This window comes from Micromonospora sp. WMMD714 (assembly GCF_029581315.1).
GTDB classification, from domain to species: domain Bacteria; phylum Actinomycetota; class Actinomycetes; order Mycobacteriales; family Micromonosporaceae; genus Micromonospora; species Micromonospora rifamycinica.
In genome coordinates this window covers 4,939,500-4,957,195 of the sequence record NZ_CP120744.1, presented here as the reverse complement: position 1 = coordinate 4,957,195, position 17,696 = coordinate 4,939,500, and the positions used below count along the sequence as shown (strand labels likewise).

Below are 17,696 nucleotides of genomic sequence, written 5' to 3'. Positions count from 1 at the left end.
CGGTCGGCCGACGCCGGGCATATGGACCCCGGCGATGTCGGACGGGGCGCAGTGGCACCGATGTCCGGGATCGCCCGTGCCGGGGCGGCACGGATCGTCAGTCCCAGTCCTGGTCACCGTGGTTGCGCAGCCAGCGCCCACCGACCGGCGGGGTGTCCAGCCGGAGCGCCGCCACCGCGTTGCCGGCGAGGTCGTTGTCCTCGACCCGGCAACCGACACAACTGCCCCGGGCGGTGATCCAGAAACCATGGGTCTGGGTGCGCTCGTCGTGGTTGTCCCAGATCCGGTTGCCCCGCACCGTCGCCCCGTCGAACGCCGCGTCGATCGCGATGCCGGCCCGGGTCGGCGGCGCGGCCGGCAGCTCGTACGGGGTGCCCGGCAGCGGGGTGTCCCCGCTCCAGGCGGTGAAGGCGTCGGGGCGGACCGGGGCGAGGTGCAGCTCGGTGGCGGTGTTGGCGGCCACCACCGCGACCCGCTGGCCGACCCGCAGCACCTTGCCCCGGTGGCTGTCCGACGCCCAGGTCGCCGAGCGGTCGACCAGGGACCGTTCGGCGTAGCGGACCGACTCGCCGCCCCCACGGGACGCCTCCGCGCACTGCCGGCCGTTGTTGCGGATGCGGTTGTCGAGCAGCATCGCGTCGGTCATCGGGCGGTCCACCCGGATCGCGTCCAGGCCGTTGCCCCAGAACTCGTTGCTCTCCACCACCACGTCCTGCGCCGGGTGCGGGTAGCCCCGGCCGAGATCGTGCTGGTGGTAGCCGTACCCGCCGTTGTCGCTGATCCGGTTGCCGCGCACCGTGTACGGCCCCGGGGTGTTGCCCACGCTGACCCCGTCGCCCACGTTGCCGTCGATCACGCAGTCGGTGAGCAGGCCGCCCCGGCCGGCGACACCGGCGGTGCCGTTGCCCGAGACGTCGTAGCCGGCCTCCAGGTTGCCGGTCATCGTGCAGCCGGTGACGATCAGCCCGTCGGCGCCCCAGTCGGAGATGCCGAACCGGTTGCCCTGGCTGTGGCAGCCCACGATCCGGTAGCCGCGCGGCGGCGTCCAGTAGTCCTTCTGGAGTTCGAGGAAGATGCCGTTGGTGCCGTTGGCCAGGGCGGTGCAGTTGGCGATGGTGAGCCGCTCCATGTCGCCCCAACCGCCGATGCCGATGCCGATGCCCGCGCCGCCCATCTGCTCGCCGTTGTCCAGCCGGCCGCAGCCGACCACCACCACCCCGTCGATCAGGGTGTCCTGGAGGAAGTCGCAGCCCAGCCCGCTCGCCCCGGTGTGGTGGATGTAGAGGTTGCGGAACACCCCGCGCACCACGTACTGCAGGCCCAGGCCCTTGGCCAGGTAGTTGTACTCGGCCATGGCCACCCCGGAGCCGTCGATCTCGAAGTCGGCGAAGGTGCAGTCGGCGATGTGCCGGTCCCGGTCCGCGCCGTGCTGGAGCACCGTCCAGAACGCCAGCGGGGTCGGGTCGCTGCGGTTGCCCTCGTTGCTGAGCAGGAACCGGGTGGCGGCCGGACCGGCGCCGATCAGGGACACCCCGCTGCGCCACACCGTGCCGGCGTCCCGGATGGAGTAGATGCCCGGCGGGCACCAGATCACCCGGGCCCGCCCGTCGGCCGCGTAGCCGGCACCGAGCCGGTCCACCAGGGCGGCCAGCGCCGGCTGGTCGTTGGTCACCCCGTCCCCGGTCAGGCCGTAGTCGTGGGCGTCGCACCACAGCGGCGCACCGGCGACGGGCGGACGGCGGTCCCGCAGGGCGACGGGCAGACCCTGGTACGGCACGGGGAACTCCTCTCGGCGGCACGGCCACGACCGACGGCGGTTTCCCGGCCCGCCGACCGGAAAACCCCGCCGCGACCCGCCGGCCGGACGAAGCGGACGAACGCCCGGCGCGACGACGGAGCCGGCCACCCCGCCCAGGGGTGACCGGCTCCGGACGTACCGCTCAGACGTTCGCCACCAGCAGCGCCGGCTGCTCGACGCAGTCGGCGACGTGCCGCAGGAAACCACCGGCCACCCCGCCGTCGCAGACCCGATGGTCGAAGGTCAGGCTGAGCTGGGTGACCTTGCGGACCGCCAGCTGCCCGTCGACCACCCACGGCTTGTCCACGATCCGCCCGATCCCGAGCAGCGCGGCCTCCGGGTGGTTGATGATCGGGGTGGAACCGTCCACTCCGAACACCCCGTAGTTGTTCAGGGTGAAGGTGCCACCGGTGAGCCGGGCCGGCGGCAGGGTGCCGGCGCGGGCGGCGGCGGTCGTCTCGGCCAGGGCGGCGGCCAGCTCCCGGGTGGTGAGCCGCTGGGCGTCGCGCAGCACCGGGACGAGCAGGCCCCGGTCGGTCTGCGCGGCGATGCCCAGATGCACCCCGGCCGACTGGACGATCCGCTGCCCCTCGGTGTCGACGTGCGCGTTGAGCTGCGGGAACCGCCGCAGCCCGCTGAGGCAGATCCGGGCCAGCAGGGCCAGCACGCTGACCGGGGCGTCCGGGGTGGCCGCGTTGATCGCCGCCCGGGTCGCCAGCAGCGCGGTGGCGTCCGCGTCGACCCAGATGGTCACCTCGGGGATCTCCCGGCGGCTGCGGGAGAGCTTGTCGGCGATCACCCGACGGATGCCGGTCAGCGGGATGACCACGTCGGACGCGTCGGCCGGGGCCGGCTCGCCGTGCGCCGCCGGGGCCGGTGCCGCGACGGCGGCGGGCCGGCCGGGGTCGCCGGTGTGCTGCTGCGGCGCGGCGGCCAGGGCGGCCTCCACGTCGGCCCGGCGGATCACGCCGCCGGGGCCGGTGCCGCGCAGCCCGGTCAGGACCACCCCGTGCTCGCGGGCGAGCCGGCGCACGATCGGCGAGATGACCAGGGGTGCCGTCGCGGCGGCCGGGACGGTGCCGTCCCCGGCCGGCGGGACGACGCCGTCGGTGGACATCCCGGAGGCCGGGGCGTCCCCACCCGCGTCGGCCGGGATCCTCGGCGCGGACGACGGGCCGACCGTCCCCACGGGGGCGGGGGGCACGGGGGACACGGCAGCTTCGGCCGCCGGCTCCGGCGCCAGGGTCAGCCGGGGGCGTCGCCGCCGCCGGGTGCCGCCGTGGCCGGTGCCGTACCCGATCAGGACGTTGCCCGAGCCGGCCCGCTCCTCCTCGCGGTAGGTGGCGTGCCCGGCGGGCTCGTCGCCGTCGTCGGCCGGCGCGATCGTGATCAGCGGTTGGCCGACCGGACGCGTCTCACCGGCCGCGCCGTGCAGGGCGACCACCCGGCCGGCGTACGGGCAGGGCACGTCGACCACGGCCTTGGCGGTCTCCACCTCCACCACGCTCTGGTCCACGGTGACCAGGTCACCGACGGCGACCTTCCACTCGACGATCTCGGCCTCGCTCAGCCCCTCGCCCAGGTCGGGCAGGAGGAAGACCCTGGTGCCGGTGGCGGTGCGGGCGTTCACGCCGCGCTCCCCTGGGCCAGCCAGCGCGGATCGGGCCGGTCGTCCCACTGGAGGCGGGCCACGGTGTCGAGGACCCGGTCCACCCCGGGCAGGTGGGTGTGCTCCAGCATCGGCGCCGGGTAGGGGATGTCCAGCCCGGACACCCGCAGCACCGGGGCGTGCAGGGCGTGGAAGCAGCGCTCCTGCACCCGGGCGGCGATCTCCGCGCCGACCCCGGCGAAGCCCTGCGCCTCGGTGACCACCAGACAGCGGCCGGTCCGGCGGACCGAGGCGGTGACGGTGGCGTCGTCGAACGGCACGATGGTCCGTACGTCGACCACCTCGAGGTCCCAGCCGTCCTCCCGGGCGGCCTCGGCGGCCTCCAGCGCGACCGGCACCGCCGGACCGTACGCGACCAGGGTGGCGTCGGTACCGGGCCGGCGGACCACGGCCCGGCCGAACGGCGCGGTCCGGGCCGGCAGCTCGGCCTCGCCGCTGGCGAAGTAGAGCTTCTTCGGCTCCAGGAAGACCACCGGGTCCGGGTCGGCGATCGCCTCCCGCAGCAGCGAGTACGCGTCCTCGACCGTCGCCGGGGTGACCACCTTCAGGCCGGGGGTGTGCGCGTAGTACGCCTCGGACGAGTCGCAGTGGTGCTCCACCCCGCCGATCCCACCGGCGTACGGCACCCGGATGACCATCGGCACGCTCAGCGCGCCCCGGGTGCGGTTGCGCAGCTTCGCCACGTGCGAGGCGATCTGCTCGAACGCCGGGTAGGCGAACGCGTCGAACTGCATCTCGACCACCGGCCGCAGCCCGGACATGGCCAGGCCGACGGCGAACCCGACGATGCCGGCCTCGGCGAGCGGGGTGTCGAAGCAGCGCTTGTCACCGAACCGGGCCTGCAACCCGTCGGTGATCCGGAAGACCCCGCCGAGCTGCCCGACGTCCTCGCCGAAGACGAGCACCCGCTCGTCGTCGAGCATCGCGTCGGCGAGCGCCGCGTTGAGGGCCTTCGCCATGGTCATGGTGGCCATCAGGCGTCCCCCTCCGCGTCGGCGGCCAGCTCGGCCCGGACCATCTCCCGCTGCTCCACCAGTTGCGGGGTCGGCTCGGCGAAGACGTGGTCGAACAGGCTCAGCGGGTCGACGACGGGTTGCGCGTTCATCCGCTCCCGCAGGTCGGCGGCGTACCGCTCGGCCTCGGCGGCGACCTCCGCGACGGCCGCGTCGTCCAGCTCGCCCCGGCCGCGCAGGTACGCCTCCAGCCGGGCCACCGGGTCGCGGTCCCGCCACGCCTCCACCTCGTCGGGATCCCGGTAGCGGCTCGCGTCGTCGGCGTTGGTGTGCGCCTCCATCCGGTAGGTGTGCGCCTCGACCAGGTACGGCCCGTGCCCGGCGCGGGCGTGCGCCACCGCCCGGCTGAGCACCGCGAGGACGGCCACCGGGTCGTTGCCGTCGACCTGTTCGCTGGGCACCCCGTAGCCGACGCCCTTGTAGGCCAGGCTCGGCGCGGCGGTCTGCCGGGACAGCGGGACGCTGATCGCGTACTTGTTGTTCTGCACGAAGTAGACGACCGGGGCCTTGAACACGGCGGCGAAGTTGAGCCCCTCGTGGAAGTCGCCCTCGCTGGTCGCGCCGTCGCCGATGAAGGCCAGCGCCACGGTGTCCCGCCCCTGGTAGGACTCGCCGTAGGCCAGGCCGGCGGCGTGCACGCACTGGGTCGCCAGCGGAGTGCACTGCGGCGCGGTGCGGACCACCGTCGGGTCGTACCCGCAGTGCCAGTCGCCACGCAGCAGGGTCAGCACCTCGACCGGGTCGATGCCCCGGGCGGTCAGCGCCATCGACTCCCGGTAGGTGGGGAAGACCCAGTCGTCGTCGCGCAGCGCGAGCACCGCACCCACCTGGCAGGCCTCCTGCCCCCGGGAGGACGGGTAGACGGCGAGCCGCCCCTGCTTGGTCAGCGCGGTGGCCTGCGCGTCGAAACGGCGGCCGACGACCATCCGACGGTACATCTCGCGCAGCACCCCGGCGGGCGGCTCGGGCAGGTCGGCGCGGGGCGGCAGCGGGGTGCCGTCGGGGGCGAGCAGCCGCACCGGCTCGATCTGCGGGAGCAGGCCGGCGGTGGGGTCGGGGGCGACCGGGGTGGCCGGTCGACGGGTACGCGGGGATGCCCTGCGGACCGCCTGGGGTGTGGTCGTCACGGCGGGGACCTCCTGGACGTGTGGTGGACCTATGCTCCTGCCGTTGGATGATTGACTCAACATCCGTGGTGAACGCGGGACGATTGGCCTACCGGGGAGTATCTGATGAGCCAGCAGACCAGCCCACCGCCGGGCCCGCCGGGCGGAACGGGACGTTCGGTCACCCCGCTGGACGAGGTGGACCGACGGGTCCTCGACGAGCTGACCCGGGACGGCCGACTGTCCATGCGTACGCTCGCCGAGCGGGTGCACGTCTCGCGCACCAACGCGTACGCCCGGGTGGAGCGGCTGCTGCGGGACGGGGTGATCACCGGGTTCCGGGCCCGGGTGGCGCCCGAGCCGGCCGGGCTGGGCACCTCGGCGTACATCTCGCTGACCATCCAGCAGAACACCTGGCGGGAGGTGTCGGCCGAGCTGGCCCGGGTGCGCTACATCGAGCACGTGGCGCTGCTCAGCGGGGAGCACGACGTGCTGGCCCTGGTCCGCGCGCCGGACAACGCCACCCTGCGGGACGTGGTGCTGAGCCGGGTGCAGGGCATCGCCGGGGTGCTCTCCACCCGGACCTGGCTGGTCTTCGACGAGTTCGACGGGGCCGGCAGCCCCTGGGCCTGAGTGGCGGCCCGCCCGGTGTGTCGGCCGGCCCGGCGCGGTCGGTGTGTCGGCCGGCCCGACGCCATCGGTGTATCGGCTAGCCCGACCGGGGCGGTCAGCGTTGCGGCGGAGCAGCCGTGCGGCCGGTCAGCGTTCGGGGCGGGCGGTCATGCGGGCGGTCAGCGTTCGGGGCGGGCGGTCATGCGGGCGGTCAGCGTTCCGGCGGGGCGGCCAGGCCGGCGCGGTCGGCCAGCGCCAGCAGCGGCTCCAGTGAGTAGCGGTCGCCGTCCAGGCCGGCGTGCGGGTCGCCGCGCTCGGCGAACCGGGCCGGCATGCTCAGCACGTCGAAGTCCTCCGGCCGAGCGTCGTCCAGCTCGGCCCAGTCCAGCGGGGCCGACACCAGCGCCGCCGGGGTGGGCCGGATCGAATACGCCGAGGTCACCGTGTGGTCACGGGCCATCTGGTTGTAGTCGATGAAGACCGGCTTGTCCCGCTGGTCGCGCCACCAGGTGGTGGTGACCAGGTCGGGCAGCCGCCGCGCCAACTCGTGGCCGAGGGCGAGCACCGCGCGCCGGCACTCGCCGAAGCTCCACCGGGGCTCGATGGAGAAGTAGACGTGCAGGCCGCGCCCGCCTGTCGTCTTCGGATAGCCGATCATGCCCAGCTCGGCGAGGAAGGCCCGGACCTCGTGCGCCACCGGCACCACCCGGTCGAAGCCGACCCCGGGCATCGGGTCGAGGTCGATCCGGAGCTGGTCGGGGCGCTCCACGTCGGCCGCCGTCACCGGCCACGGATGGAACCGCAGGGTGCCCAGGTTGGCCGCCCAGATCACCACCGCCAGCTCGCCCGGCGCGATCTCGTCGGCGGTACGACCGCTGGGAAAGGTGAGGTGCGCCGTACGCACCCAGTCGGGAGCACCGGCCGGCAGCCGTTTCTGGTAGAAGGCGTCACCCCGGTTGTCCTGCCGGGTGCCGATCGTCGCCCCCTCGAACACGCCGCGCGGCCAGCGCTCCAGCATCGTCGGCCGGTCCCGCAGGGCGCGCAGGATGCCGTCGCCGACGGCCAGGAAGTAGCCGACCACGTCCCGCTTGGTCAGCCCGCGCTCGGGAAAATACGGCTTGTCGGGGCTGGAGACGCGGACCAGCCGCTCCCCCACCCGGATCTCCTCGGCCGCCGTCGCCACGCCTCACACCGTAACGGCCACCCCCGACACCCGACGCCGGCTCACCGAATCGGACGCCGAGGCGGGCCACTGCCCCGCCTCGTGGTGCGTGGTTACGCCTCGGGTTGCCCGACGTAGGTCCCGCGCTGCGGCACCGTATAGACCAATCCGCGCTCGCGAAGCTCCGCGACGGCACGTCGGGCGGTTCCGCGGGCCACCCCGAACTCCTGCACGATCGCCGCCTCGCTCGGGATCGGTCGGTGCGCCACAAGGTCACCGCTGGCGATGCGCTCGGCCAGGATGTCCGCCACCTGCCGGTAGACCGGCACCGGGCCGTCTGGGTCGATCACGAGACGACGCTAATCGAGAAGAGGGTCTTTAGCTATCGCGCCCGAACGCCGAACCGTTCAGCGTTCGTCGTCGTCCGCGCCGCGCGGTTGATTCGGCCGGTACTTCCTGATCCACGCGTCGACCGCGGCGCGATCCCAGACGCGGACCTTGCCACTGGCCACCGTGTCGATCGGCGTCGGGAAGGTCGGACGGTTGGTGATCTCGGTGGCCCTGGTGCGCGACACGCCACCGAGCATGTCCGCGATGTCGGAGAGGGCTACGAGTCTCACGCTGCGACCGTAGGTACGTGCACCGTGCACACGTTGCCACTTCCAACCTTGACGGTGTGCACGTTGCAGGTGATGCTGAAGGGGCACATCCGGTGGCGGTCCGGGTGCCTGATCGGGGATCGGTGCCCGGACCTGCCTGTCGACGGGAGGCCGCTCATGCCGATGGACGAACCGATCACGCCCGCCCTGGTCCGGTGGACCGCGCAGCGGGTGTGGCCCAGCACCACGGGGCACCTGACGAGCCCCGACCGCTACGCCGCTGCTTCCAGTGCTGCGACGACGGATGCCACATGCTGACCTGGGCGCGCTCGGTGCTGCGGGCTCACCGGCAACCGACGCCGCTGCCCCACTAGGCTCGCCGCCATGGCGACCTATCTCGACGTACACCCGGAGAACCCGCAGCCCCGGACGATCGCCCGGGTGGTCGACCTGCTGCGCGGCGACGGCCTGATCGCCTATCCGACCGACTCGTGCTTCGCGCTGGGCTGCCAGCTCGGCAACCGGGACGGCCTCGACCGGATCCGGGAGATCCGGCAGCTCGACAGCAAGCACCACTTCACCCTGGTGTGCCGGGACTTCGCGCAGCTCGGTCAGTTCGTGCACATCAACAACGCGGTGTTCCGGTCGCTGAAGGCGGCCACCCCGGGCAGCTACACGTTCATCCTGCCCGCCACCAAGGAGGTGCCGCGCCGGCTGCTGCACCCGAAGAAGAAGACCGTCGGGGTACGCATCCCCGACCACCCGGTCGCGCAGGCGCTGCTGGCGGCGCTGGGTGAGCCGTTGGTGTCGAGCACCCTGCTGCTGCCCGGCGAGTCCGAGCCGATGACCCAGGGTTGGGAGATCAAGGAACGACTCGACCACGCGATCGACGCGGTGATCGACTCCGGCGAGTGCGGCACGCTGCCCACCACCGTGGTCGACTTCTCGGCCGACGAGCCGGAGATCGTCCGCTACGGCGCGGGCGACCCGACCCGCTTCGAGTAGCCGCGCGTCGACCTCGCGTCACACCCGCCACCTCGACCGGCCTATTACCCCTGCTCTGCTGCCCGCCGCACCCTGTCGCGTAACGGGCACCCCTGCTCTGCTGCCCGTCACGCGACAGGGCGTGGCGGGCGGGCGCACGGCCAGCCGTTGAGCTGGTCAGGAACCGGATTCGACAGGCGGCAGCGGCAGCGGCTCGACGACCGGGTCGACGTCGCGGGCAGAGTGGACAGGTGCCGGCCGGGCCGGACCCGTCGTCCGGCTGTGTCGGCGGCCCGCGCCCGCCGGCCCGGCGTGTCGGGCCACCTCACAAGTGACCAGGTAGATCGGGGCCGGCGGCACGGCGAACTTCCCCGGACCCCAGCGCACCCAGAGGGCGACCCGGCCGGCGGCGGCCTCCGCCGCGAGCTTCTCCCAGGTACGCCGCCGATCGGTGTGGTCGACCTCGATCACCACCGGCGGCCCGTCCCGGCGGGCACACGCCACGTCCAGCACCGAGTGCCGGTCGGACATCGGCGGGGGCAACGGCAGCACGCTCGCCGCCCGACGGTAGGACCGCCAGCCCTGCTCGGCGGCCCAGGCCAGCACGGCGTCGATGATCCGCCCGGTCACCTCGTCGGTGCCCAGGTCGGTGAACTCCAGCCGGCTCAGCCACCCGGTGAGCGATGCCGCCACCCGTTCGCCGCCCGCCCCACCATCCATCCCGCCGTCCACCACACTGTCCACCCCGCCGTCCACGCGCGCAGGGTATCGCCCGCCCCGCCCCACTCCACCACCCGAACCCCACCATTCCCACCCCACCACCCCCCACTCGGGGAGCGCCGCCTCCGCCGCCGCAGGGAGTCCTGTAGATCTTGGAAAATTCTGGCCCCCAGGGGGGCCGTTTGCCACCAAGATCTCCCGGCAGCAGGGCCGCTGACCGACTGAGTGGCGGGCCGACGCGCGGGCCACGGCAGGGCGGGCAGGGCGGGGCGGGTCAGGCGGGGCGGGCAGGTCGGGCAGGGCGGGGCGGGTGGACGGGGCGGGCGGGGCGGGCGGGGCGGGTGGACGGTTATCGGGGTGGAGGCGGGGGTAGGCATGGGGGCATGGCGGAACTGGCGGCGCTGTGGATCGTCCGGCACGGTGAGAGCACGGCGAACGTCGCCGCCTCGACAGCCGAGGCGAACGGCGCGGAGCTGATCGACCTGACCCACCGGGACGCCGACGTGCCCCTGTCGGACACCGGCGAGGAGCAGGCCCGGGCCACCGCCCGCTGGCTGGCCGGGTTGCCGCAGCGGCACCGGCCCGACGTGGCGGTCGTCTCGCCGTACCGGCGGGCGGCGCGGACGGCCGAGCTGGCGCTCGCCGGCACCGGCATCCCGGCCAGCGTCGACGAGCGGCTGCGCGACCGGGAACTGGGCATCCTCGACGGGCTCACCGGGCGCGGGGTGGCCCACCGGTTCCCCGAGGAGGCGGCCCGTCGGCAACGGCTCGGCAAGTTCTACTACCGCCCACCGGGCGGCGAATCCTGGACCGACGTGGCGCTGCGGCTGCGTACCCTCCTCGGCGACCTGCGCCGCGACCACGAGGGGCGGCGGGTGCTGCTGTTCGGGCACGACGCCCTGGTGTTCCTGCTCCGCTACCTGGTGGAGGGGCTGACCGAGGCGGAGCTGATGGGGCTGACCCGGGAGCACGTGATCGCCAACTGCTCGGTGACCGGCTGGTCGGCGGACGCCGGGGGCCGCCTCGTCCCGGACATCTTCAACGACGTCACCCACCTGCACGCGCAGGGCACCCCACCCACCACGGAGGACGAGATCCATGCCGAACCGGTCTGAGACCCGGGTCATCACCCCGGGGCTGCTGCGGGACTGGGCGCTGCCGGTGCCGACCGGCGGCAAGGACAACCGGGGCACCGTGCTGGTCGTCGGCGGTTCCCGGTTCACCCCGGGCGCGGTGCTGCTGGCCGGGGTGGCCGCGCTGCGCGCCGGGGCCGGGGTGCTGCAACTCGCCGCCGCCGAGTCCACCGCCGCCGCACTGAGCATCCAGGTGCCCGAGGCCATGGTCGTGGGCCTGCCGGAGACCGCCGACGGCGCGGTCGCCGGTGACCCGGGCGACCGGCTCGGCGAGCTGGTCGAGCGGGCCGACGTGGTCACCGTCGGGCCGGGCCTCAACGACATCGACCAGACCGGCGCGCTGCTGCGCCTGGTGCTGTCGGCGGCCGGGCCGCACACCGCACTGGTCTTCGACGCGTACGCGCTGGGCGCGCTCAGCCACGAACCGGACCTGCTGGTCGGCGCGGACCGGAAGGTGGTGCTGACCCCCAACCTGACCGAGGCCCGGCACCTGCTCGGCCGCGACCCCGGCGACGACCTGGACGCCGACTCCCGCGAACTGGCCCGCCGGTACGAGGCGGTGGTCTCCCTGTACGGGCACATCGCCACCCCCGACGGCCAGGGCTGGCGGGAGGAGAGCGGCGACGCCGGGCTGGGCACCTCGGGCAGCGGCGACGTGCGGGCCGGGCTGCTCGCCGGGCTGCTCTCGCGGGGCGCGGAACCCGCTCAGGCGGCCTGCTGGGCGGCGTGGGTGCACGCGGTCAGCGGGCAGCGGCTGGTGCCCCGGTTCGGCCGGATCGGGTTCCTCGCCCGCGAGCTGCTCGACGAGATCCCGCACACCATCGCCACCGTGTGAGGGTGTCGGACATTCGCCGCCCGCGATCCGTTTCCGCAGTTCATCCCGGGGTACCGGGATTGCCGTCAGCTGATCAAGGAGGTCCACCGTGTCCACCGACGCCATCGTCCTGCTCAAAGAGGACCACAAGGAGATGCGCCGTCTCTTCCGGGAGTTCGAGAAGGCGCAGGAGGGGCCGGCCAGCCGCCGCCGCACGGTGGTCGACGAGATCGTGGCCGCCCTGACGACGCACACCTACCTGGAGAACGAGGTGATGTACCCCGAGGTCCGCAAGCTCCTGCCGGATCTGGAGGACGACATCCTGGAGTCGTACGAGGAGCACCACGTCGCCGACGTGCTCTGCGCCGAGCTGGCCGCGATGGACGCCGACGACGACCACTTCGTCGCCAAGACCACGGTGCTGATCGAGAACGTCGAGCACCACGTCGAGGAGGAGGAGCAGGAGTGGTTCCCGAAGGTGCGGGAGGCGCTCGGCCGCAACCAGCTCCAGGAGATCGGCGAGCGGATGATCGCGCTGCGCCCGGACGCGCCCCGATCCCCCAGCGATCCCAAGGCGATCAGGAGCGCCCGGCACGCCACCACCGCCTGACCCCCCGCGTTCGACCCGTACCACGTCAGGAGGGGCCCGACCGTCGGTCGGGCCCCTCCTGACGTGGTCGGCGCGGGCGCTCGCGGTTCGCCCCGCGTAGCCCACCACCCACCGGTGGGCGCGGCCCGGAATTCGCGGTTCCCGCCCCGCGCGGCGCCGGTCACCCAGCCGGTCGGCTCGGCCTGGACGACGTCGCAGCGGCGACCGGGCGGCGGGCGGCGGCGAGCGCGGCCTCGTTGCCGACCGCCCAGTCGGCGAGGCCGGACAGCGGGCCGAGCAGGCTCTGCCCGAGCGGGGTGAGCCGGTACTCGACGCTGGGCGGGACGGTGGGATGCACCTCGCGCAGCACCAGACCGGCCGACTCCAGACCGCGCAGGGTACGGGTCAGCATGCGTTGGCTGATCCCCCCGATGGCGCGGTGCAGCTCGTTGAAGCGGTACGGCTGACGACCCAGCAGGACCAGCACCAGCATCGACCACTTGTCGCTGAGCAGCCGCAGCAGCCCGGTGACCGGGCAGCCGTCGTACTCGTCGGCCGGTACGGGCATCGGCAGGGCCGTCGCCACCAGGGAACGAACATCCGTGTTCGGTACGGACATGACACTGCCTTCTTCCGCTGTCACCGGCCTTCGCAGAGGATTGTGCCGGTCACGATCCGGGGTCGACGTCCGGTGCCCCACGGGGGCCGCCGGGCGACGGGAAGGGGCGGTATGCGGGTCACGGTCATCAGCGGCGGCACCGACGGCATGGGTCGGGGCACGCTCGAAGCCCGGCTCCGACGCGGGGACGAGGTCGTCGCCATCGGCAGCAACCCCGCGAAGGGGCGATCCGTGCAGGCGCTCTCCGACCGGGCGCACTTCCTCCGGGCGGACCTGCGCTCGGTGGCGGAGACCCGCCGGGCCGTCGACGTCATCCGGCACCGGTGGCCGACGGTGGACGCCCTGGTGTTGTGCGCCAACCGGCAGTCGCCCCGGCGGGTGGTCACCGACGAGGGCCTGGAGCAGACCTTCGCGCTGTACTACCTGAGCCGTTACCTGCTCAGCCACGGCCTGCGCGATCAGCTCGACACCGCCGAACGGCCGGTCGTCGTCAACGTGGCCGGCGTCGGCGTCACCCGTGGTGCGATCCACTGGGACGACCTCCAGCTCGCCGACGGGTACGGCATGGTCGACGCGCAGTTGCAGGCGGGCCGGGCGAACGACCTGCTCGGAGTGGATTTCGCGGCCCGCTCCGGCGGGCGGACCCGGTACGTGCTCTACCACCCCGGCTTCACCCGCAGCGGCGACCTGTCCACCCTGCCGGCACCGGTCCGTGGGGTGGTCCGGGCGGCGTCGGTGTTCGCCAGGCCGGTCGGGACGTCGATCCGCCCCATCGTGAGGTGGATCGACGACCCGCCGTCGGACGCCCTGACCGCCAACGACCGGGGCCGACCCGTACCCCTGTCGACCGGGACGCTCGACCCCGTTGCCGCCCGCCGTCTCGGGACGCTGACCGACCAGCTGCTCGCCCGCCTCGACGCCGGCTGAGCGGATGGTTCACCAGGCGGTCAGCGGGGTGCCCTCCGGGGCCGGCAGAATCCGCCGCACCCGACCCGGTGGGAGGCGGCGCTGCCGCCACTCCCGGGGGTAGCCCACCGAGACCTCCTCGAACCGCACCCCGTCCTTCCAGGTGGTACGCGGGATGTGCAGGTGCCCGTAGACGACCGCGGCGGCGGCGAACCGGCGGTGCCAGTCGGCGGTGGCGTCCGTCCCGCACCACTGCGCGAAGATCGGGTAGCGCAGCACCTCGGTCGGGTGGCGGTCCAGCGGCCAGTGGTTGACCAGCACGGTGGGCAGCGCCGGATCCCGGGCGGCCAACCGGCGGGCGGTCTGGTCCAGCCGGGCCGCGCACCACTCCTGCCGACTCGGGTACGGGTCGGGGTGCAGCAGGAACTCGTCGGTGCAGACGATCCCGGTCTCGTACGCCTCCGCCAGGGCGGCCTCCCGGGTGTCGAACCCGGGCGGTCGCCAGCTGTAGTCGTACAGCAGGAACAGCGGTGCCACCAGCGCCGGGCCGCCCGGCCCCCGCCACACCCGGTAGTCGTCCTCGGGGGTGACCACGCCCAGCTCCCGGCATCGCCGCACCAGCAGCTCGTAGCGGGCCACCCCGCGCAGGGTCACCGGGTCGGCCGGCGGGGTCCACAGCTCGTGGTTGCCGGGTGCCCAGATGACGGTGTCGAAGCGCTCGGCGAGCAGACCGAGCGCCCACTCGATGTCGGCCACGGTGTCCGCCACGTCACCGGCGACGATCAGCCAGTCCCGTGGCGAGGCGGGTCGTAGCGCCTCGACCAGGGCACGGTTCTCCGCGTACCCGACGTGGAGGTCGCTGATCGCGACCAGACTGCCCTCGGTGTCCTCCCCCAGCATCCGCCGATCGTATGGCAGAAGGTCACCCGGCGCCGTGCGCGCGGTGGCGACGCCGGGGTCCTCAGTCGGCGGAGCCGGGTTCGGCCATCCGACGGTGCTGCTCGGCCTTGAGCCGGTCCGGCGTGAGCCGGGCCGCCGCCGCCTGGACCCTGTTCTTCAGCGAGCCGGCGACGACCTTCTCCTCGCCCCGCATCATCGCCGCGAAGCCCTGCGCGGCCACCGTCGCCGGATCGTCCTTGTCGTCCGTGCCGACCTTCGTGTCGCCCATCTCGGCACGGTCGAAGAACTTCGTCTCGGTCGGGCCGGGCATCAGGGCGGTCACCGTCACCCCGGTCTCCTTCAGCTCGTTACGCAGCGCCTCGGCGAAGGACTGCACGAAGGACTTGGAGGCGTTGTAGACCGCCTGGTAGGGGCCGGGCATGGTGGCCGCGATCGACGAGGTGAACAGCACCCGGCCGGCACCCCGTTCGACCATCCCCGGCAGCACCCGCTTGGCCAGGTGCACCGTCGAGGTCACGTTGACGTCGATGATGTTCAGCTCGTCGCGCAGGTCGGTGCCGCCGACGAAGGCCCCGCCCGCGCCCCGTCCGGCGTTGACCGCCAACGCGTCGACCGGCCGGCCGGCCGCCTGCACCGCCTCGACCAGGGCCGTCACCCCGTCGGAGGTCGCCAGGTCGACCTGCACCGGCCGGATCTCGGCCTGGCCTTCGCGGCGCAGGTGGTGGGCCGCCTCGGTGATGCCGGCGTCTTCGGCGGCGATCACCACGTCGTAGCCGTTCCTGACGAACTCGCCGGCCAGCTCGTACCCGATGCCGCTGGACGCGCCGGTCACGACGGCCAGCGGTCGTCCCGTGGGGGGTGCGCTCATCTGCCTGGTCCTCTCCTCGGGGGATTCCGCCGCCCGGATGTCCCCTGCGCCTGCATTGCCCCGGATCGGGCCGGTCAACCATCCGGCCGGCAGCCCGCCGGAGGTGCTCCGGACGCCTTCGCCGGGCACCCGGTAGGATCGTCGCGGGCCGTGACTGGCGCGTGGGGATGGAGCACCATCGGGAAGCGGCCCCGTCATGAGGACGCACGCCGAGCGCCTGGGCCTTCCGTACGCCACCTGGAGGTCGCATGTCGCTGAACGCCGAATCCACCGCCTTCCGCAGCGCGCTCGAGGTGATCCGGGCCGTCGAGCCCCGGGTGGCCGACGCCATCGGCGCGGAGCTGGCCGACCAGCGGGAGTCGTTGAAGCTGATCGCCAGCGAGAACTACGCGTCCCCGGCGACCCTGCTGACCATGGGCAACTGGTTCAGCGACAAGTACGCCGAGGGCACCGTCGGCCGTCGCTTCTACGCCGGCTGCCAGAACGTCGACACCGTCGAGGCGCTCGCCGCCGAGCACGCCAAGGAGCTGTTCGGGGCCGCCCACGCGTACGTGCAGCCGCACTCCGGCATCGACGCCAACCTGGTCGCCTTCTGGGCGATCCTGGCCGACCGGGTCGAGTCCCCCGCGCTGAAGAAGGCCCAGGTGCGTCAGGTCAACGACCTGACCGAGGCGGACTGGTTCGCGCTGCGCCGCGAGCTGGGCAACCAGCGGATGCTCGGCATGTCGCTGGACGCCGGCGGCCACCTCACCCACGGTTTCCGGCCGAACATCTCCGGCAAGATGTTCGACCAGCGCAGCTACGGCACCGATCCGGCCACCGGCCTGATCGACTACGACCGGGTCGCCGAGGCCGCCCGGGAGTTCAAGCCGCTGATCCTGGTCGCCGGCTACTCGGCGTACCCCCGGAAGGTCAACTTCCGGATCATGCGGGAGATCGCCGACTCGGTCGGCGCGACCTTCATGGTCGACATGGCGCACTTCGCCGGCCTGGTCGCCGGGAAGGTCTTCACCGGCGACTTCGACCCGGTGCCGCACGCGCACATCGTCACCACCACCACCCACAAGTCGCTGCGCGGCCCGCGCGGCGGCATGGTGCTCTGCGGCCCGGAGCTGGCCGACCAGGTGGACCGGGGCTGCCCGATGGTGCTCGGTGGCCCGCTGCCGCACGTGATGGCGGCCAAGGCGGTCGCGCTGGCCGAGGCCCGTCGGCCCGACTTCGCCGACTACGCCCAGCGGATCGTCGACAACGCGCAGGCCCTCGCCGAGGGGCTGCTGCGCCGGGGCACCACCCTGGTCACCGGCGGCACCGACAACCACCTGGTGCTGCTCGACGTCTCCGGCTACGGGCTGACCGGCCGGCAGGCCGAGCAGGCGCTGCTCGACTCGGGCATCGTCACGAACCGCAACGCCGTCCCGCAGGACCGCAACGGCGCCTGGTACACCTCGGGCATCCGGATCGGCACCCCCGCGCTGACCAGCCGGGGTCTGGGCACCGCCGAGATGGACGTCACCGCCGAGCTGATCCACACCGTGCTCAGCCAGACCACGCCGGGGGCCAACGCCGACGGCACCCCGTCGAAGGCCAAGTACGTCCTCGACCCGGCGGTCGCCGACAAGATCAGTAAGCAGGCCACCGACCTGCTCGCCGGCTTCCCCCTCTACCCCACCATCACCCTGAGCTGACCCACCCTCCCCCTCGTTCCCCCTCCCCCGCCCCTTCCTCCCCCCGCCTGATCGTGGTGATCAAGAGGTTCAGGTCACGAAACCTCCCGCCGCTGACCGAAACCTCTTGATCACCCACACCCACCACCGGCCCCTCCGGTTGATCAAGAGGTTTCGGTCAGTGGAGGCGGGTGGGGTGACCTGAACCTCTTGATCAACCGGGGAGGGGCGGGCAGGGCGGGCGGGGCGGCGACGAGGGCGGGGGTGGGTACGGGGGCGGTGGGTTAGGGGAGGGGGCGCTTGAGGTGGTAGCGGTGGACCTCGGTGCTGCCCTGGATGTTGTTGACGTCCTCGGCGGCGGAGACCAGCTCCCAGCCCTCCCGACCCACCCGGTTCAGGTGGGCGATGGCGGTGTCGCCGTAGGCGGTGACGTCGGTGCGTGAACCGTCCGGGCCGTACCAGACGAACGAGACGTGGAACTGGCGTCCCTGCCCCTGGTAGCGGCGGACCAACAGGGCGTACTCCCAAGCGATCATGCGT

The 17,696-nt window shown here is 73.3% G+C and carries 19 protein-coding genes and 1 riboswitch; of the genes, 7 read left to right on the top strand and 12 right to left on the bottom strand.

Annotation, left to right across the window (positions count from 1 at the left end; all coding sequences use genetic code 11):
* Positions 1–97: 97 nt before the first annotated feature.
* The 4 genes from O7625_RS21115 to pdhA form a co-directional block, all read right to left on the bottom strand.
* Positions 98–1,777, bottom strand: a complete 1,680-nt coding sequence (locus O7625_RS21115; protein ID WP_282340862.1) for a right-handed parallel beta-helix repeat-containing protein — start codon at positions 1,775–1,777, stop codon at positions 98–100.
* 163 nt (positions 1,778–1,940) lie between these two features.
* The gene (locus tag O7625_RS21110) at positions 1,941–3,428 is read right to left on the bottom strand and encodes a dihydrolipoamide acetyltransferase family protein (RefSeq protein WP_282340860.1); all 1,488 of its coding nucleotides are present in this window, start codon (positions 3,426–3,428) and stop codon (positions 1,941–1,943) included.
* Complete coding sequence (locus tag O7625_RS21105; protein ID WP_282340858.1) at positions 3,425–4,441, bottom strand: alpha-ketoacid dehydrogenase subunit beta; 1,017 nt, start codon at positions 4,439–4,441, stop codon at positions 3,425–3,427. The genes O7625_RS21110 and O7625_RS21105 overlap by 4 nt, the downstream gene beginning before the upstream one ends.
* Positions 4,441–5,640, bottom strand: coding sequence for a pyruvate dehydrogenase (acetyl-transferring) E1 component subunit alpha (gene pdhA / locus O7625_RS21100; RefSeq protein ID WP_282347038.1), 1,200 nt, complete (start codon positions 5,638–5,640; stop codon positions 4,441–4,443). Before pdhA ends, O7625_RS21105 begins: the two co-directional genes overlap by 1 nt.
* Positions 5,641–5,712: 72 nt before the next feature.
* Here pdhA and O7625_RS21095 point away from each other — a divergent pair, with 72 nt between their 5' ends.
* Positions 5,713–6,219, top strand: coding sequence for an Lrp/AsnC family transcriptional regulator (locus O7625_RS21095; protein ID WP_208570688.1), 507 nt, complete (start codon positions 5,713–5,715; stop codon positions 6,217–6,219).
* A 190-nt stretch (positions 6,220–6,409) separates the two neighbouring features.
* Here O7625_RS21095 and O7625_RS21090 read toward each other — a convergent pair whose 3' ends face one another.
* From O7625_RS21090 to O7625_RS21080, 3 genes are all read right to left on the bottom strand, one after another.
* Positions 6,410–7,381: a DNA primase small subunit domain-containing protein gene (locus O7625_RS21090; RefSeq protein ID WP_282340853.1), complete on the bottom strand. Its 972-nt coding sequence runs from the start codon at positions 7,379–7,381 to the stop codon at positions 6,410–6,412.
* A 92-nt stretch (positions 7,382–7,473) separates the two neighbouring features.
* Positions 7,474–7,710: a winged helix-turn-helix domain-containing protein gene (locus tag O7625_RS21085; protein ID WP_282340851.1), complete on the bottom strand. Its 237-nt coding sequence runs from the start codon at positions 7,708–7,710 to the stop codon at positions 7,474–7,476.
* Positions 7,711–7,767: 57 nt separating this feature from the next.
* Positions 7,768–7,980 (bottom strand): hypothetical protein, encoded by a 213-nt coding sequence (locus O7625_RS21080; protein WP_282340849.1) that lies wholly within the window; start codon positions 7,978–7,980, stop codon positions 7,768–7,770.
* Positions 7,981–8,343: 363 nt separating this feature from the next.
* Between O7625_RS21080 and O7625_RS21075 the strand changes: the two genes are divergently transcribed.
* A complete protein-coding gene (locus O7625_RS21075) occupies positions 8,344–8,964 on the top strand; it encodes an L-threonylcarbamoyladenylate synthase (RefSeq protein WP_067308857.1) in 621 nt (206 codons plus the stop codon).
* 156 nt (positions 8,965–9,120) lie between these two features.
* Here O7625_RS21075 and O7625_RS21070 read toward each other — a convergent pair whose 3' ends face one another.
* Entirely contained in the window at positions 9,121–9,663 is a 543-nt protein-coding gene (locus O7625_RS21070; protein WP_282347037.1) for a hypothetical protein, read from the bottom strand.
* Positions 9,664–10,046: 383 nt separating this feature from the next.
* On the opposite strand from O7625_RS21070, the gene O7625_RS21065 reads away from it, so the two are divergent.
* The 3 genes from O7625_RS21065 to O7625_RS21055 all read left to right on the top strand — a co-directional run bounded on the left by O7625_RS21065 (position 10,047) and on the right by O7625_RS21055 (position 12,220).
* Positions 10,047–10,778, top strand: a complete 732-nt coding sequence (locus O7625_RS21065) for a histidine phosphatase family protein (protein WP_067315277.1) — start codon at positions 10,047–10,049, stop codon at positions 10,776–10,778.
* Entirely contained in the window at positions 10,762–11,631 is an 870-nt protein-coding gene (locus tag O7625_RS21060) for an NAD(P)H-hydrate dehydratase (RefSeq protein WP_282340843.1), read from the top strand. Before O7625_RS21065 ends, O7625_RS21060 begins: the two co-directional genes overlap by 17 nt.
* Before the next feature lie 88 nt (positions 11,632–11,719).
* Positions 11,720–12,220: a hemerythrin domain-containing protein gene (locus O7625_RS21055; protein ID WP_282340841.1), complete on the top strand. Its 501-nt coding sequence runs from the start codon at positions 11,720–11,722 to the stop codon at positions 12,218–12,220.
* 160 nt (positions 12,221–12,380) lie between these two features.
* Here the strand turns inward: O7625_RS21055 and O7625_RS21050 are convergent, their stop codons facing one another.
* The gene (locus tag O7625_RS21050) at positions 12,381–12,818 is read right to left on the bottom strand and encodes a helix-turn-helix domain-containing protein (protein WP_282340839.1); all 438 of its coding nucleotides are present in this window, start codon (positions 12,816–12,818) and stop codon (positions 12,381–12,383) included.
* Positions 12,819–12,929: 111 nt separating this feature from the next.
* Between O7625_RS21050 and O7625_RS21045 the strand changes: the two genes are divergently transcribed.
* The gene (locus O7625_RS21045) at positions 12,930–13,745 is read left to right on the top strand and encodes an SDR family NAD(P)-dependent oxidoreductase (protein ID WP_282340837.1); all 816 of its coding nucleotides are present in this window, start codon (positions 12,930–12,932) and stop codon (positions 13,743–13,745) included.
* 9 nt (positions 13,746–13,754) lie between these two features.
* Here O7625_RS21045 and O7625_RS21040 read toward each other — a convergent pair whose 3' ends face one another.
* Positions 13,755–14,624: a metallophosphoesterase gene (locus O7625_RS21040; RefSeq protein ID WP_282340836.1), complete on the bottom strand. Its 870-nt coding sequence runs from the start codon at positions 14,622–14,624 to the stop codon at positions 13,755–13,757.
* A gap of 61 nt (positions 14,625–14,685) precedes the next feature.
* Positions 14,686–15,492, bottom strand: a complete 807-nt coding sequence (locus O7625_RS21035) for an SDR family NAD(P)-dependent oxidoreductase (protein ID WP_282340834.1) — start codon at positions 15,490–15,492, stop codon at positions 14,686–14,688.
* Positions 15,493–15,632: 140 nt separating this feature from the next.
* A riboswitch (ZMP/ZTP riboswitch) is annotated at positions 15,633–15,722 on the top strand.
* Between the two features lie 18 nt (positions 15,723–15,740).
* Between O7625_RS21035 and O7625_RS21030 the strand changes: the two genes are divergently transcribed.
* Positions 15,741–17,177: a glycine hydroxymethyltransferase gene (locus O7625_RS21030; protein ID WP_282340832.1), complete on the top strand. Its 1,437-nt coding sequence runs from the start codon at positions 15,741–15,743 to the stop codon at positions 17,175–17,177.
* 263 nt (positions 17,178–17,440) lie between these two features.
* Here the strand turns inward: O7625_RS21030 and O7625_RS21025 are convergent, their stop codons facing one another.
* Positions 17,441–17,692, bottom strand: coding sequence for a hypothetical protein (locus O7625_RS21025; RefSeq protein WP_089003913.1), 252 nt, complete (start codon positions 17,690–17,692; stop codon positions 17,441–17,443).
* Positions 17,693–17,696: the final 4 nt, after the last annotated feature.

Coding starts and splice junctions, on each gene's coding strand:
- O7625_RS21105 (WP_282340858.1), bottom strand. CDS start 4,441: ATGGCCACCATGACCATGGCGAAGGCCCTCAACGCGGCGCTCGCCGAC.
- O7625_RS21095 (WP_208570688.1), top strand. CDS start 5,713: ATGAGCCAGCAGACCAGCCCACCGCCGGGCCCGCCGGGCGGAACGGGA.
- O7625_RS21075 (WP_067308857.1), top strand. CDS start 8,344: ATGGCGACCTATCTCGACGTACACCCGGAGAACCCGCAGCCCCGGACG.
- O7625_RS21070 (WP_282347037.1), bottom strand. CDS start 9,663: ATGGATGGTGGGGCGGGCGGCGAACGGGTGGCGGCATCGCTCACCGGG.
- O7625_RS21065 (WP_067315277.1), top strand. CDS start 10,047: ATGGCGGAACTGGCGGCGCTGTGGATCGTCCGGCACGGTGAGAGCACG.
- O7625_RS21060 (WP_282340843.1), top strand. CDS start 10,762: ATGCCGAACCGGTCTGAGACCCGGGTCATCACCCCGGGGCTGCTGCGG.
- O7625_RS21050 (WP_282340839.1), bottom strand. CDS start 12,818: ATGTCCGTACCGAACACGGATGTTCGTTCCCTGGTGGCGACGGCCCTG.
- O7625_RS21045 (WP_282340837.1), top strand. CDS start 12,930: ATGCGGGTCACGGTCATCAGCGGCGGCACCGACGGCATGGGTCGGGGC.
- O7625_RS21040 (WP_282340836.1), bottom strand. CDS start 14,624: ATGCTGGGGGAGGACACCGAGGGCAGTCTGGTCGCGATCAGCGACCTC.
- O7625_RS21035 (WP_282340834.1), bottom strand. CDS start 15,492: ATGAGCGCACCCCCCACGGGACGACCGCTGGCCGTCGTGACCGGCGCG.
- O7625_RS21030 (WP_282340832.1), top strand. CDS start 15,741: ATGTCGCTGAACGCCGAATCCACCGCCTTCCGCAGCGCGCTCGAGGTG.
- O7625_RS21025 (WP_089003913.1), bottom strand. CDS start 17,692: ATGATCGCTTGGGAGTACGCCCTGTTGGTCCGCCGCTACCAGGGGCAG.